The 13,844-nt window shown below is 72.6% G+C and carries 13 protein-coding genes; 6 read left to right on the plus strand and 7 right to left on the minus strand.

The window, feature by feature from the left end; translation table 11 throughout:
• Positions 1-86: 86 nt before the first annotated feature.
• Positions 87-1,316, minus strand: coding sequence for a saccharopine dehydrogenase family protein (locus CP980_RS32965; RefSeq protein ID WP_150529850.1), 1,230 nt, complete (start codon positions 1,314-1,316; stop codon positions 87-89).
• A 111-nt stretch (positions 1,317-1,427) separates the two neighbouring features.
• Between CP980_RS32965 and CP980_RS32970 the strand changes: the two genes are divergently transcribed.
• The gene (locus CP980_RS32970; protein WP_132761060.1) at positions 1,428-2,138 is read left to right on the plus strand and encodes a TetR/AcrR family transcriptional regulator; all 711 of its coding nucleotides are present in this window, start codon (positions 1,428-1,430) and stop codon (positions 2,136-2,138) included.
• A 181-nt stretch (positions 2,139-2,319) separates the two neighbouring features.
• Positions 2,320-3,954 (plus strand): APC family permease, encoded by a 1,635-nt coding sequence (locus CP980_RS32975; RefSeq protein ID WP_229907356.1) that lies wholly within the window; start codon positions 2,320-2,322, stop codon positions 3,952-3,954.
• On the opposite strand, the gene CP980_RS32980 is transcribed toward CP980_RS32975, so the two are convergent.
• Positions 3,941-4,234, minus strand: coding sequence for a hypothetical protein (locus tag CP980_RS32980; RefSeq protein WP_244328241.1), 294 nt, complete (start codon positions 4,232-4,234; stop codon positions 3,941-3,943). The two genes, CP980_RS32975 and CP980_RS32980, sit on opposite strands and share 14 nt — an antisense overlap.
• Positions 4,235-4,589: 355 nt before the next feature.
• On the opposite strand from CP980_RS32980, the gene CP980_RS32985 reads away from it, so the two are divergent.
• From CP980_RS32985 to CP980_RS32995, 3 genes are all read left to right on the plus strand, one after another.
• Entirely contained in the window at positions 4,590-5,603 is a 1,014-nt protein-coding gene (locus tag CP980_RS32985; protein ID WP_132761062.1) for an SPFH domain-containing protein, read from the plus strand.
• Positions 5,600-6,499, plus strand: coding sequence for an NAD(+)/NADH kinase (locus CP980_RS32990; protein ID WP_150529851.1), 900 nt, complete (start codon positions 5,600-5,602; stop codon positions 6,497-6,499). Before CP980_RS32985 ends, CP980_RS32990 begins: the two co-directional genes overlap by 4 nt.
• Before the next feature lie 442 nt (positions 6,500-6,941).
• Positions 6,942-7,817, plus strand: coding sequence for an oxygenase MpaB family protein (locus tag CP980_RS32995; RefSeq protein WP_150529852.1), 876 nt, complete (start codon positions 6,942-6,944; stop codon positions 7,815-7,817).
• A gap of 50 nt (positions 7,818-7,867) precedes the next feature.
• On the opposite strand, the gene CP980_RS33000 is transcribed toward CP980_RS32995, so the two are convergent.
• Positions 7,868-8,299, minus strand: coding sequence for an SRPBCC family protein (locus CP980_RS33000; RefSeq protein WP_150529853.1), 432 nt, complete (start codon positions 8,297-8,299; stop codon positions 7,868-7,870).
• A 137-nt stretch (positions 8,300-8,436) separates the two neighbouring features.
• On the opposite strand from CP980_RS33000, the gene CP980_RS33005 reads away from it, so the two are divergent.
• A complete protein-coding gene (locus CP980_RS33005) occupies positions 8,437-9,525 on the plus strand; it encodes a MerR family transcriptional regulator (RefSeq protein ID WP_229907355.1) in 1,089 nt (362 codons plus the stop codon).
• A gap of 12 nt (positions 9,526-9,537) precedes the next feature.
• On the opposite strand, the gene CP980_RS33010 is transcribed toward CP980_RS33005, so the two are convergent.
• Genes CP980_RS33010 through CP980_RS33025 form a run of 4 tightly spaced genes read right to left on the minus strand, consistent with a single transcriptional unit; the run spans position 9,538 to position 13,701 of the window.
• Positions 9,538-10,362, minus strand: coding sequence for a DUF1295 domain-containing protein (locus CP980_RS33010; RefSeq protein ID WP_229907354.1), 825 nt, complete (start codon positions 10,360-10,362; stop codon positions 9,538-9,540).
• Entirely contained in the window at positions 10,359-11,681 is a 1,323-nt protein-coding gene (locus tag CP980_RS33015; protein ID WP_150529855.1) for an SAM-dependent methyltransferase, read from the minus strand. Before CP980_RS33015 ends, CP980_RS33010 begins: the two co-directional genes overlap by 4 nt.
• The gene (locus tag CP980_RS33020; protein ID WP_150529856.1) at positions 11,678-12,415 is read right to left on the minus strand and encodes a DUF1365 domain-containing protein; all 738 of its coding nucleotides are present in this window, start codon (positions 12,413-12,415) and stop codon (positions 11,678-11,680) included. Before CP980_RS33020 ends, CP980_RS33015 begins: the two co-directional genes overlap by 4 nt.
• 29 nt (positions 12,416-12,444) lie before the next feature.
• Positions 12,445-13,701, minus strand: coding sequence for an NAD(P)/FAD-dependent oxidoreductase (locus tag CP980_RS33025; protein ID WP_132761067.1), 1,257 nt, complete (start codon positions 13,699-13,701; stop codon positions 12,445-12,447).
• Positions 13,702-13,844 lie beyond the last annotated feature (143 nt).

Below are 13,844 nucleotides of genomic sequence, written 5' to 3' on the forward strand. Positions count from 1 at the left end.
CCGTTGCCGTGACCACGCCGGCCGGCCGCGGGTGGTCGGTCGGACGTTTGCGCCGCCGCAGGAGCGCATCCGCCAGAAGGTGCCGATCAGCCCTGCTCGCGTACGCCCCAGGGGGAGCCGTACGCGGTCAGCAGGTCCAGGAACGGGCGCGGCGGAAGGGCCTCCGGGCCCAGTACGCCCGACTCCGCCCAGACTCCGCCGGCCATGAGTTCGAGCGCCACGACCGGGTTGACCGCGGTCTGCCACACCACGGCCTGCGAACCGTACTCGCGCATCGACCACTGGTTGTCCACCACGTGGTACAGGTACACCTCGCGCGGCCGGCCGTCCTTGGTGCCCTTCACCCAGGTCCCCGCGCAGGTCTTGCCCGACATACGGTCGCCCAGCGTGGCCGGGTCGGGCAGGCAGGCCGCGACCACGTCGCGCGGGGAGACCCGTACCGGCGTACCGTCCGCGCCGCGCACCGTGACCGGTTCGGTCGAGTCCAGGCCCAGCGCGTGCAGCGTCTTCAACTTGCCGATGAAGTCCTCGCCCAGGCCGTACTTGAAGGTGACGCGCCGGGCGTCCACCCAGCGGGGGACCAGCAGCACCTCCTCGTGCTCCACGTTGACGCACTCGACCGGCCCGATGCCCTCCGGGAAGTCGAACACCTCCGGCTCGCTGAACGGCTCGGTGGTGAACCATCCACGGTCCCGCTCGTAGACCACGGGCGGGTTCAGGCACTCCTCGATCGTCGTCCAGATGTTGAAGGACGGGGCGAACTCGTGACCCTCGACCGTCAGGTTCGCCCCGTCGCGGATGCCGATCTCCACGACCTCGTCGAAGAGTTCGTCGGCCGCGTACCGGGCGAAGACGTCCGAAAGTCCGGGCTCCACGCCCATGCCGACCAGGGCCAGCCGCCCGGACTTCTCCCAAGCCCCGGCCCGCGCGAACTGCTCGTCGCCGAGCTTGACCCCGCACTCCGCGTAGGGTCGGCCCGGGTGCGGCCGGGACAGGGACATCGCCATGTCCACGTAGTGGCTGTCCGCCGCGAGCGCCGCCTCGAACAACGGCATCACGAACCGCGGATCCGTGGCGTTCAGCAGTACGTCGCACCGCTCCTCGGTGAGGAGCGCGGCCACCGCCGCCTGGTCGGAGGCGTCGACGCGGCGCGCCTCGAACCGGCCGGCGCCGGCCTCGCCGAGCGCGGCCACGGCCGCCTCGGCACGGGCCAGGTCGTAGTCGGCGACCACGAAGCGGTCGAAGAAGTCCCGGCGGGCCGCGATCCGGGTGATCGCGGTACCGACGCCACCGGCGCCCACAAGCAGAACACGCATGACGAAACCCTCTCTCGGTGAGGTCCGCGGAGATCCGCGCCTCGTGGGAGGGATGAAAGCCGGGGTCGCGAGATAAGGTCAATGGTGTTGGCATAAGGAGGAAGGTGCCCGATGGCCAAGCCCGTGGTCCCCGAAGAATCCCGCAGGCGGCGACGCCCCACCCGGCAGGGCGTCGTCCTGTCCGAGCGGCTGATCGTCGACACGGCCCTGCGCATGCTGCGCGAACACGGCAGCGCCGGCCTGTCCGCCCGCCGGCTCGGCGCCGCCCTCGGCGCCGATCCGAGCACCCTCTACCGGTACTTCGACGGCATGGACGGCCTCACCCTCGCCATCGGCGAGGAGCTCATCGGCCGCGCCCTCGACGGCTGGGCCATCACCGGCCAGTGGCGTCCTGACCTGCGCGAACTCGGGCTGCGCATCCACAGCGCCTACCTCTCGCACCCGCAGGCCGCCGTACTGACCGCCGGCCGCGTGACCGGCCGGCCCCGCGAGATCGCCGCCGACGAGGCCGTCCTCGGCATCCTGCGCACCGCGGGCTTCCCCGATCCGGAAGCGGTCCTGATCTACCACGCCTTCATCGACCAGAGCCTGGCCTTCGCGGCCCTCGACGCCGGCGCCCTCGCCCTGACCGAGCCCGCCCGGACCTCCGACGAGGGGCAGTGGGAGTCCACGTACGCCCGCTTGCCGGCCGACGCGTACCCGCACATCGCCGCCACCAGGGAACTGCTCGCCGCCCGCATGAACCACAGCGCGTACCCGGTCGCCCTGGACATGCTGCTCGCGAGCGCCGAGGCCCGGCTCCAGGCCCTGCGGGCCGGCTGACCCGGTCGGAGTCCGCTCCAGGGCGGCCGGACTCCGCCCCCCGGGCCCCGTGCGGGCCCCTTATGCCAACACCATTGACCTCTTCCGGTCCGCGCGGGTTTCCTCTTCGCAGTTCACGCCCTGTTCACGCCGAGCCCGCCCAGGCGCGGCCCGCACACCGCACCCAGTACAGCGAGGGACGATGGCCGCAGACACCCCGCCGCAAACCACCCCCCGATCCGCCACGGGGACCGCCACGGCCACCGCCGCGCCCGCAGCACCGGGCGCCACGCCCACCGAAGCCGCCACGGTCGGTACGGCCGCCCCGGCCGGCATCGCGGCCCCGAGCGGAAACGGCATACCGACGGCACCCGCTGCGGCCGGGGCCCTCACACCGGACGCGATCGGCTTCCTCGACGCCCTCGCCATCGGCCTCAACGCCACCTCGCCCGCCTACTCGCTGGCCGCCGTCATCGGACCCCTCGTCGCCTTGGTCGGCGTCCACGCGCCCGGAGTGATGCTCGCGTCCTTCGTTCCCATGCTGCTGATCGCCTCGGCCTTCCACTTCCTCAACCGGGCCGATCCCGACTGCGGCACGACCTTCTCCTGGGTCACCCGCGCCCTCGGCCCCACCACGGGATGGCTGGGCGGCTGGGCCATCGCGATGACCGGGGTGCTCGTCGTGGGCTCGCTCGCCGACGTCGCCGTCGGATTCGGCCTGCTCGCCGTCGGGGCCGACGGCCTGGCCGACAACACGCTGCTCCGCGAGGCCCTCACCGTCGTGCTGATCCTCCTCATGTCCTGGCTCTGCGTACGGGGCACCGAGGTGTCGGCCCGCTTCCAGAACGTGCTCGTGCTGCTCCAGGTCCTGTGCCTCGTCGTGTTCGCGGCCGTAGCCGTGTACCGCGTGTACGCCGGCACGGGATCCCTGGACGCCGTCCGCCCGTCCGCAGGCTGGCTCGACCCCTTCGGGGCGGGTGGCCCCGCGCTCACCGGCGGACTGCTGCTCGGCGTCTTCGCGTATTGGGGCTGGGAATCCGCCCTCAACCTGACCGAGGAGACCAAGGACTCCGCCAACGCCCCCGGCCGGGCCGGCATCTGGTCGACGGTGGTACTGCTGGCGACGTACGTGGCCGTGGCCTTCGCGGTCGTCGCCTACGCCGGCACCGCCTACCTCGCCGGACAGGCCGACGCGGAGGAGGACGTCTTCGCCTCGCTCGCCCGCGAGGTGCTCGGGGGCTGGGACTGGATCCTGCTCCTCGCCGTGGCCACCTCCGCCCTCGCCTCGACGCAGACGACCATCATCCCGGCCTCCCGTACGGCACTGTCCATGGCCCGCCGCCGGGCCCTGCCCGGCGCATTCGCGCACATTGACGCCCGTCGCGGCACACCGAGCACCAGCACCTGGTGGGTCACCGGCACCGCGATCGTCTGGTACGTCGTCATCCACCGGATCAGCGAGAACGCCCTCGCGGACTCCCTCACCGCACTGTCGTTGCTCATCGCCTTCTACTACGCCCTCACCGGCATCGCCTGCGCCGTCTGGTACCGGCGCCGGCTGTTGCGGGGGCCGGGCCCCTTCCTGCTGCTCGGCGCGGGTCCCCTGCTCGGCTCGGCCATGCTGATCTGGCTGCTGGTCGAGTCCGTGGGCGACATGGCCGACCCGAGCAACGCCTCCAGTTCGACCGCTTGGTTCGGGTTGGGTGCCCCGCTGGTCATCGCGCTCTTCCTGGCCGGCGCCGGGGTGGTGCTGATGCTGCTGCGCAGGGCCGCGTCCGGAGCCTTCTGGCGCGAACGCCCGGGCGTGGCCCCCGAGGCTTCGGTCAGGCGGGCGTGAAGACGTCCTCGTCGGCGTCGTCCAGGATGAGCCCGAGGTCGAAGCGGACACGGACCGTCACACGCTGTCGCTGCTCCTGATAGGCGGTCCACGCCGGTTCCAACGAGGTGATCTGCTCTTCGAGTTGCTTCCTGCTTCCCGCGGGCATGTCCCGGCCGAACGCGTCGAGCAGCGACGTGAGCCGTTCGTACTCGCGCGCCTCGTGGCTCTGGTGTTCGTGCTCCACCACGCGCTCGACGGTGCCCTCGATGCCCGCTGCCAGCAGGAGGGACCCGGCCACGCCCCCGGCGACGTCGGGGAGTCCTGCGTCATCGCGGCCCCATCGGTGAGCCGGGTGTCGGCGGCCAGCTTCACCCGCTGGCCTTCCTTCAGCGTCATGGACTCTGCTCTTCATCTCTTGAGGGCGGTACGGGCCTTCGCGCGCGGCGGCCCGGGGGTGGTGCCATTATCCGCGTCGGCCGCGGTCTCCGGACGCCCGGTGCCGGCCGCCGGGCCGGGCCGGGCCGGGCCCGTGCGCACGCCGAGTCCGGGTCGTCCCGCTTGGCCCCGACGGGCCCGGCAGCTTCTTTTCGTCCTCTTGACGATATTGAAGGGGGCTTGTTATCGTCATTTTGACGAAATCGAGGGGGATTCCCATGGCCGACATCACCCGGCGCTTCGGCTGGCGCCACCTGCGCTCCGCGCCCACCACCCACATCCGCCACCACAAGCGCGGCCGACTCGTCCACGACGGGCTCGGGCTCAGCTTCTGGTACCGGTCGCTCTCGGCGGCGCTGTCCGAAGTGCCGGTCGACGACCGGGAGCTGGCCATGGCGTTCCACGCCCGTACGTCCGACTTCCAGGACGTCGCCGTGCAGGCCACCGTCACCTACCGGATCAGCGACCCGGCCGAAGCCGCGGCCCGGCTCGACTTCTCCGTCGACCCGGACACCGGCAGCTGGCGCGGAGCCCCCTTGGAGCAGATCGCCACTCTCCTCACCGAGACCGCGCAGCAGCACACGCTGGCCGTCCTGGCCCGGACCCCGCTGGCGGCCGCCCTGGTGGACGGCGTCGCCTCCGTGCGGGGGAGCGTCACCGCCGGTCTCGCGGCCGAGCCCAGGCTCCCGGCCACCGGCATCGAGGTCGTGGCCGTACGGGTCGTGGCCATCCGCCCCGAGGCCGAGGTGGAGCGCGCCCTGCGCACCCCGGCCCGCGAGCAGATCCAGCAGGAGGCGGACCGGGCCACCTACGAGCGGCGGGCCGTCGCCGTCGAGCGTGAACGGGCCATCGCCGAGAACGAACTGGCCAGCCAGATCGAACTGGCCAGGCGCGAGGAGCAGCTGATCGACCAGCGCGGCACCAATGCCCGTCGCGAGGCCGAGGAGAAGGCGGCGGCCGACGGCATCCGGACCGAGACCGAGGCGGCCCGGAAGGTCCGCCTGGCCCGTGCGGACGCCGAGGCGGCGCGCGAGACGGGCGCGGCGCGCGCCGAGGTCCAGGCTGCGTGGCTGCGCGTGCACGACGAGGCCGGCCCGGGCACGCTGCACGCCCTGGCGGCGACCCGACTGGCGGAGAACCTGCCGCGGATCGAGAGCATCACGCTGTCCCCCGATGTGCTCACCGGGCTCCTCGCCAAGCTCGGACGTCCGGAAGGCGGCTCGGGCGAGTGAGCCTGGCCCCGCGCGCGGTGCTCGTACACCGCAGGACCGAGTACGAGGAACTGCTCGCCCGGCACGGGACGCACGGGCAGGCCGCCTTCTTCCTTTCCAGCCGGGGCCGGTCGATCGACGAGGTGGTCCGCCGCCACGAGCGGACGCGGCAGGCGCTGCGGGAGGTGGCGGCGGCGGTGCCGCTCACCTGGCGCAGCGCCCGGGTGGAGCGGGCGGACCTGGACCGCTTCCTGTTCGCCCCGGAGGACGTGGTGGTCGTGGTCGGCCAGGACGGCCTGGTCGCCAACACCGCGAAATATCTGCGCGGGCAGCCGGTCGTGGGCATCGACACCGATCCGGGGCGAAACCCGGGCGTCCTGGTCCGTCACCGCTGCGCCGACGCGGCACCGTTGCTGCACGCGGCGGTCGCCGCCGGGGGCCGGGCGGAGGAACTCACCATGGTCGAGGCCGTTGCCGACGACACCCAGCGACTTGTCGCGCTGAACGAGATCTATCTGGGCTCGTCCGGTCACCAGACGGCCCGCTACCGCCTGGGCTCCGACGGCGACCGGGCCCCGGGTGAGGCCCAGGCGTCCTCCGGGGTGCTGGTGGGCACCGGCACGGGTGCCACCGGCTGGCTGCGTTCCCTGTGGCTGGAGCGCGGCAGCTCCGTGGGGCTGCCCGCGCCCTGCGAGCGCCGGCTCCTGTGGTTCGTACGGGAAGCCTGGCCCTCGCCCGCGACCGGAACGACGAGGGTCGCCGGTGAACTGGGCCGGGGGCAGGGGCTGCGGCTCACCGTGGAGTCGGACCGGATGGTGGTGTTCGGCGACGGGATGGAGGGCGACGCCCTGGAACTGACCTGGGGCCAGAGCGTACGGCTGGGCATCGCGGAAACGTCGCTGCACCTGGTGACGTAAGAGGTGCCCGCAGCCCACGCGACGGTGCCCACCGCCGAGGCCCACGGGCGCCGGTCCACCCGGTCCGGTGCCCGTCGAAGAGAACGGCGCGGACGGGGGTCCGTGTGCTGCGGGGCGGAGGGGCCTCTACGGCCATCCGGGTGCGCGGCGATCGAGTGGTGTGGCAGCCGCGCCAGTGATCGGTCTGGTCCTCGGAGCGTGCCTGAGCCCCGGCGGAGCCAACACCAGCAACCAGAGGTTGGGTCTGAACACCCCCTGAGCAACCGACAGGTCGGCACCCTGGCCCACTCCGCCCACGTTCCGCCTCCTCGAAGGATTGCGTCCCTGCCTCGGCTGCTGACGCCGCTGCCGGCGCGGACTCTGGGACACCCGGGTGGAGCGGTGCCTCGGTGACCTGCCGGGAAGGCCTGCGCGAGAAGCCGGGGCGCGAGATGCTGGATGCATGCCATGGCCTCGTGCTGTCCTCCCCGGGCTCCAGGCCCGGGCGGGAGAGGAACTGCTGCTCAGGGTCGCCGGTCCTGCAGCCCGTCAGCGGCGTGCCCGTATCCACGGGGCTCCGGGGCCGCGCTGGTTCGCGCCCGACCGTCCGATCCGACTCGTCCATGCGGATGCCTCGATGTACGTCGGAGGGCTCGCCGCGCTGCTCCTGCAATCGCTGCACCCCCTCGCCATGGCGGCCGTCTGGGCACACTCCGGGTTCAGGGGGGATCCCTGGGGGCGGCTCCAGCGCACCAGCACCTTCCTGGCCTTCACCACCTTCGGAACCGACCGGGACGCGGCACAGGCCGTACTTCGGGTACGAGCGGTGCACGAGCGGATCCGGGGCACCACGGCCGAGGGCGTGGCGTACCGTGCCGGCGATCCGCATCTGCTGGCCTGGGTCCACCTCGCCGAGACGGAGTGCTTCCTGCGGGCGTACCAGCGCTACGGGCGCCGGCCCCTGGACGGCCGCGGACAGGACGGGTACGTGGCCGACATGGTGTACGTCGCGCGCCGGCTCGGAGCCGAAGCACCACCGGTGACCCGGGAGGAGCTGAGCGCCCGCCTCGACGGATACCGCAAGGAGCTCCGGCCCACCGCCGCGTCACGGGCGACCACCCGCTACCTGCTGTCGCATCCCCCACTGCCGGCCGCGGTGCGCGTCCCGTACGCCCTTCTGGCGACCGCGGCGGCGGATGTGCTTCCCGGGTGGGCCAGAGCACAGCTCGCACTGCCCCTCACCAGTCGGCTCTTGTCGCCGGTGGCGGGGCCCGGCGGGCGGGCGGTGACCGCGGCCATCCGGTGGGCGACGCCGCCGCTGCCCGCCTCCCACGCGTAGCCCCCGAATCCCGCCGCAGCGAGCGGGCCGTCGTCCCGCGGCGGTGGGAATCAGAGGCCGGTGACGCGGGGCACGGCAGCGGCAACGTCATCCGCGAGCCGGTTGACGTCCTTGCGCAGGAACGGAGCCGCGAGCCGGGCGACGCCCTTGAATCCGAAGGTCGCCCTGTAGGTCAGCCGCGTCGAATCGGCGGACACCGGCGTGAACCTCAGATCGTCCGTGATGAGGACGCTGCCGTTCTCGCCGGTGAACACCAGACGGTCGACCTCCAGGACATCGAGCCGGTACGACACCTCGCTGGTGCGCCCGCGGAAGCGTGAGACGTTGCGCCACCGCGCGCCCGGCTCGACGGGACCCTGGTCGAGGCGGACACATGAGACGGTCGCGGGATCCCACTCCCGGGCGTGTGCGAAGTCGGCGAAGTAGGCCACGGCGTCCCGCACAGGACGGGAAACGAGCATCGTGCGCACCACATTGATCATTGTCGCCTCCTCGTCGGACTGCCACCTTCCTTCTGGAGACTTCCGGTATCGGCCGTCTCCCGGATGCACCACCGCGATCCGCTCCCGGACCCGCTCCCGGCCCCGCGCCCGGCCGCGCATCGAATTCGCTTCGTAGTATGGATGGCATGACCGAAACAGCCCTCGGTGTCACGACGGGCGCGGTGGCACGGCGTCTGGGCGTTTCACCGACCACGGTGCGTTCCTGGGAGCAGCGGTACGGCATCGGGCCGCAAGTGCGGGAGGGCGGCAGGCACCGGCGGTGGATGCCCGGTGACGTCGCGATGCTCGAAGAGATGTGCCGGCTCACCTCGTCCGGCATCCCTCCGGCCGAGGCCGCCCGCGCGGCGGCAGCCCTGCGCGGTCGATCCGATGCGGCGGACCGCGCCGAACCCTCGCTGCCCGTTCCGGCGGATGCGATCGCGCCGCCGGAGGTGCAGCCCCGGCGCCGTCAGGGCGGTCCGGGTGGCGGGCTGCCTCTGGGCGAGGTGCGGCAGGAGTGCCGGGGGCTGGCACGCGCCGCGGTGAGGCTCGACGGCCCGGCCATGGAGACCCTGCTGCAGCAGACGGTGGAAACGCACGGCCTGGTGACCGCGTGGGAGGAGGTGATGGCGCCCACTTTGCACGCCGTGGGGCGCAAGTGGGAATCCACGGAGGACCGGTACGTCGAGGTGGAGCATCTGCTGTCCTGGTACGTGTCGACCGTGCTGCGGCGGGCGGCCGTCACTGCCCCTCGGGCGTCGGGTCATACGGCGCCGGTGGTGCTGGCCTGTCTTCCCGGGGAGCAGCACACGCTGCCTTTGGAGGCGCTGACCGCGGGTCTGGCCGAACGGGGGCTGCCGGCCCGGATGTTCGGTGCTGCCGTGCCGGCGGAGGCGCTACGGGCGGCGGTGGGCCGGTCGGGTCCGATGGCCGTCGTGCTGTGGTCACAGTCCCGGTCGACGGCCGACAGCGTGCTGGCCCGGGTGGTGGCGTCCACGGCGTTCGGCCTCAAAGGGGCGAGGACCACCCCTCTGGTCCTCCTCGCGGGCCCGGGGTGGTCCGTGCGGTCCGTGACCGCGGGCATGGTGCGTCCTCGGGGGTTGAGGGAGGCCCTGGACGTGATCTCCACGCTCTATGCCCAGCCGCACGCTGTCGTGGCCGAGGACGCGGTGCCCGGTGGGGCGGGCGGTCCCGGCGGCCGTCTCACGGCGAAGAAACCCGGATGAGCGTTCCGGTCTTCACCGCGGCCGGTCCCCGGAGCGTGGTGGCCGGGGTGGCCGGGGGAAGAAGCCGCTGGTGCGGGCCAGGTAGTCGGCGTAGCCGGGGCGGCCGGCCATGTGCGCCTCCAACAGGCGTTTGCCGCTGCCCTTGATGAGCAGGAGGCTCATCAGGAGTGGGGAGATGACGGCGGCGGCCGCGGTCTGCCAGGTGGCGCAGGCCGTCAGGTACAGGCCCCACCAGACGAGGAAGTCGCCGAAGTAGTTGGGGTGGCGGGTCCAGGCCCACAGCCCGCGGTCCATGATGCGGCCCTTGTTCGCCGGGTCGGACTTGAACCGGGCGAGTTGGTGGTCGCCGAGCGCCTCGAAGAACAGTCCGACGGCCCAGAGGGCCAGCCCCACCGCGGCCGCGGCGTCCAGGGACCGGGGCAGCAGCACGGCGATCTGGACGGGGAGCGAGACCAGCCAGACGAGGGCGCCCTGAAGGAGATAGATGCTGCGCAGGGCATATACGGCCGGGTTGCCCGGTGCCCGGGCGAGCATACGGGCGTACCGCGGGTCCTCTCCGTGCCCGCGGCCGCGCCGTGCGATGTGTACCGCGAGGCGCAGCCCCCACACCACGGTGGCAAGGGCCACGACGGTCCTTCGCGCCGGATCGCCGTAGCCGGCCGAGAGGAACCAGGCGACGACGGCGACGGCCGCGAAGGCCGCACCCCAGGCGCTGTCGACGATCCTGTGGACCCCCTTGACCGTGGCCAGGGCGAAGGTGAGCAGCATGACGGCGAGCGCCGTGCCCGCCGACGCGGCGAGGACGGTGACGAGGGCTCCGGTGTCAACGGGGCTCACGCGAGCGCCCCTGTCGTGCCGTGCGGCTCCGACCCGCCGGTGAGCACGAGCTGGCGTACGTCGAGGTAGCGGGAGCGGAAGCCGGCCTCGGAGTAGGCGAGGTAGAGCTCCCACATCCGGCGGAAGGCGTGGTCGAAGCCGAGGGCCGTCACCTCGGCGGACCGACTCAGGAAGCGCTCGCGCCACAGCCGGAGCGTTTCCGCGTAGTGGTCGCCGTAGCCGGCGTCGTGGACGACGCGCAGTCCCGCGGCCTCGCTCTGCCGGCTGATGGCCTCCCTGGAGGGGATCAGACCGCCGGGGAACACGTACTTGCTGATCCAGGTGTGGGTGCGGGCGGTGTTCAGCATCCGTTCGTGCGGCATGGTGATGGCCTGGAGCACGGCTCGGCCGCCGGGGGCGAGCAGGCGGCGCAGGGCGCCGAAGTAGGCGGGCCAGTAGGCGGCTCCGACGGCTTCGATCATCTCGACGCTCACGACGGCGTCGTACCTTCCGTCCAGGCGGCGGTAGTCGCACAGCTCCACGGTGACCCGGTCGGCGACCCCGGCGTCCGCGATGCGCCGCAGCGCGAGCGCGCGCTGCTCCTGGGAGAGCGTGACGGTGCGCACCCGGGCGCCGCGCAGGGCGGCGCGGACGGCGAGTTCGCCCCAACCCGTGCCGATCTCCAGGAGATGGGTTCCGGGTCCGGTCCCGGCAAGATCGAGGAGGCGGTCGATCTTGCGGTGCTGCGCGGCGGGCAGGTCCGCAGGGCCGGCCGGGAGCGACGCGAAGAGGGCCGAGGAGTAGGTCAGGGTGGGGTCGAGGAAAGTGGCGAAGAGGTCGTTGGACAGGTCGTAGTGGCGGTGGATGTTGCGGCGGGCCCCGTCGACGGTGTTCAGGTCCGAGGTGGGCCTGCGGTGGACCCAGGCGCCGCGCATACGGCGCAGGGCCTGCGGTACGAGGTCGTCCACGTGGCGGGCGAGGACGGTCAGGGTGGCGACCAGGTCGTCGCTGTCCCATTCGCCGGCCATGTAGGACTCTCCGAAGCCGATCAGGCCGTCCGTGCCGATCCGCCGGTAGAACGCTTCGGGGTCGCGCAGGGTCAGAGTCGGCGGGCTGCCGGCCGCTCCCTCGGGCTGCCGGGTGTCGCATGTCTCGGCGGCGGCGATCCGCACCCGCAGCGGCAGGCGGGTGAGAGCGCGTTCCACGATCCGGCGCGCGACCGCGGTGCGCAGGGCCGAGGTGCGTGGCAGGCGGGCGACGTCGGGCCAGCGTTCGGCGTCGACCAGGTCGCGGCCGGCCCGGGTACCGGAGTCGGGAGCGGGAGGCAGGGTGAGGGTCACGGCGATTCTTCCTGGGCGGGATGAGCCTGGCAGTGGGTGGGCCGGGGCTGGACGGGCAGGCCTTTGAGGTAGAGGCGGATTCCGTGCCGGCGGATGCCGAGCGAGACTCCGGCGGTCGACCACGGGTTGCGCAGCAGGGCCGCGAGGAGGCCGCGGGTCCCGGCCGGGCGGTGCGTTCCCCGGACCGTCGCGGTCAGGGGGCGCGAACCGTCGCCGTGGCGGAGCTGGACGGTGAGGTCGAGACGGTCTCCGGGCAGCGGCAGCCTCATCCGGTAGCTGCCCTCGACGCCGAAGAACGGGGAGACGTAGAAGTCCTTGGCCACCTCGGAACGGCCCTGGTCGTCGGGGTGCACGAGATAGCAGTGGCGTTCGCCGTAGGTGTTGTGGACCTCGACGACGACGCAGACGAGGCGTTCGGACCTGTCGTGGCACCAGTACAGGGTCAAGGGGTTGAAGACGTGGCCCAGTACGCGAGCGTGGGCGAGCATGACGACCCGCCCGTCCGCGCCGAGGACGCCCTGCGCGGCGAGGTAGGCGTCGAGACCGGCGCGCAGGCTGGAGGCATCGCCCGAGAAGTGGTCGCGGGGGTCGAAACGGGCGAACGGGCGCAGCAGGCGGGGCAGGTCGGGAAGGTCGTCCACGTCGACGAGCCACAGGTAGGTCCGGTGCCGCAAGGTGTACGTGACGGGCGTGGACCGGGTGTGCCGCACCTCGGTCGCGTACAAGGCGGGCATACGCGGTGCCGGGCGGGTGCGGGCGCCATTCACCAGGTCACCCCCAGAGATCCGGCGGCCTCGGCGCCCGAACGGCAGCCGTCCTCGTGGAAGCCCCATCCGTGGTAGGCGCCCGCATAGGCGGTGACGCCGTCGTTGAGGGTGGGCAGCAGTCGCTGCGCCGCCACCGACTCGGCCGTGTAGACCGGGTGTTCGTACGTCATCCGGGCGAGGACCGTGGTCTCGTCGATGCGGTCGCCGGGGTTGAGCGTGACGATGTGCGGCTCGTGGGAGGGCAGGCGTTGCAGGCGGTTCAGGTCGTAGCTGACCCGAACGGATCCCGGGCGGGCCGAGCAGGAGGGGAGCCAGTAGTTCCATGACGCCCGTGCGTGGCCGGCCCGCGGGAGGACGGCGGTGTCGCGGTGCAGGACGGTCGGGTTCCGGGAGTAGGTGAAGGCGCCCAGCACGCGCCGTTCCCGCTCGGACGGATCGGCGAGGAGTCTCAGTGCCTGGTCGGGGTGGACGGCGATGACGACGGCGGCGTGCTCGGCAGTCTCACCGTCCTCGGTGATCAGGCGTACGCGGCCGGCTCCGCGCACGACCGTGCGCACCGGTGTGGAGGTCAGGACGCGGGCGGGGGACTTGGCGGCCCGCTCGACGTAGGCCTTGGACCCGCCGGTGACGGTCTTCCACTGCGGGGAACCGGTGACGGCCAGCAGTCCGTGGTGGTCGAGGAAGCGGAAGAGGTAGGTGGCCGGGTAGTCCAGGGCGGTCGCCGGCGCGCAGGACCAGACGGCCGCGACGAGCGGGATCGCGAAGTGGCCGACGAAGTAGGACGAGAAGCGGTGCCGGCGCAGGAAATCGCCCAGGGTGGGGGTCGTGTCGCCGTCGGCGAGCAGCCGGCGGGCGGCGCGGTGGAAACGGGGCACGTCGGCGAGCATCAACAGATGGCGGCCGCGCAGCAGGTTCGCGCCGCCCAGGAGTCCGAGGGGCCCGCGGGCACCGGCGTACTCCAGGCCGCAACCGTCGCACCGGACGGACATGCTCATCTCGGAGTCCTGTGTGCTCACGCCCAGTTCGCGGAAGAGTCGCAGGAGGTGGGGATACGTGCGTTCGTTGTGGACGATGAACCCGGTGTCGACGTCGACCGTCCCGCCACCGCTGATCGGCACCTCGTGGGTGTGCGCGTGGCCGCCGAGGCGTTCGTCCGCCTCGTAGAGGTGCACGTCGTGGGCGCGGGACAGCACGTGCGCGGCCGTGAGTCCGGACACTCCTGACCCGATCACCGCGATGCTCTTTCGGTCCATCCACTCCACCCCCAGGTGTCTTGGGTCCGGGAACGCCGTCCCGTGACCTCGCTTCCGTCGGATGATTCGGTGCGCCGCCTCTGCCGGATGGGAGCCGGTTTCAGCGGCCCCGCAGCGGGAGCGATACACCCTCGGAGTCCGGC

The organism is Streptomyces vinaceus (assembly GCF_008704935.1).
In the GTDB taxonomy this organism is placed as follows: domain Bacteria; phylum Actinomycetota; class Actinomycetes; order Streptomycetales; family Streptomycetaceae; genus Streptomyces; species Streptomyces vinaceus.

What these genes read in the sequence shown, in the direction of transcription:
- CP980_RS32965 (WP_150529850.1), bottom strand. Translation starts at nt 1,316, where the DNA reads ATGCGTGTTCTGCTTGTGGGCGCCGGTGGCGTCGGTACCGCGATCACC.
- CP980_RS32970 (WP_132761060.1), top strand. Translation starts at nt 1,428, where the DNA reads ATGGCCAAGCCCGTGGTCCCCGAAGAATCCCGCAGGCGGCGACGCCCC.
- CP980_RS32975 (WP_229907356.1), top strand. Translation starts at nt 2,320, where the DNA reads ATGGCCGCAGACACCCCGCCGCAAACCACCCCCCGATCCGCCACGGGG.
- CP980_RS32985 (WP_132761062.1), top strand. Translation starts at nt 4,590, where the DNA reads ATGGCCGACATCACCCGGCGCTTCGGCTGGCGCCACCTGCGCTCCGCG.
- CP980_RS32995 (WP_150529852.1), top strand. Translation starts at nt 6,942, where the DNA reads ATGCCATGGCCTCGTGCTGTCCTCCCCGGGCTCCAGGCCCGGGCGGGA.
- CP980_RS33000 (WP_150529853.1), bottom strand. Translation starts at nt 8,299, where the DNA reads ATGATCAATGTGGTGCGCACGATGCTCGTTTCCCGTCCTGTGCGGGAC.
- CP980_RS33005 (WP_229907355.1), top strand. Translation starts at nt 8,437, where the DNA reads ATGGATGGCATGACCGAAACAGCCCTCGGTGTCACGACGGGCGCGGTG.
- CP980_RS33020 (WP_150529856.1), bottom strand. Translation starts at nt 12,415, where the DNA reads ATGCCCGCCTTGTACGCGACCGAGGTGCGGCACACCCGGTCCACGCCC.
- CP980_RS33025 (WP_132761067.1), bottom strand. Translation starts at nt 13,701, where the DNA reads ATGGACCGAAAGAGCATCGCGGTGATCGGGTCAGGAGTGTCCGGACTC.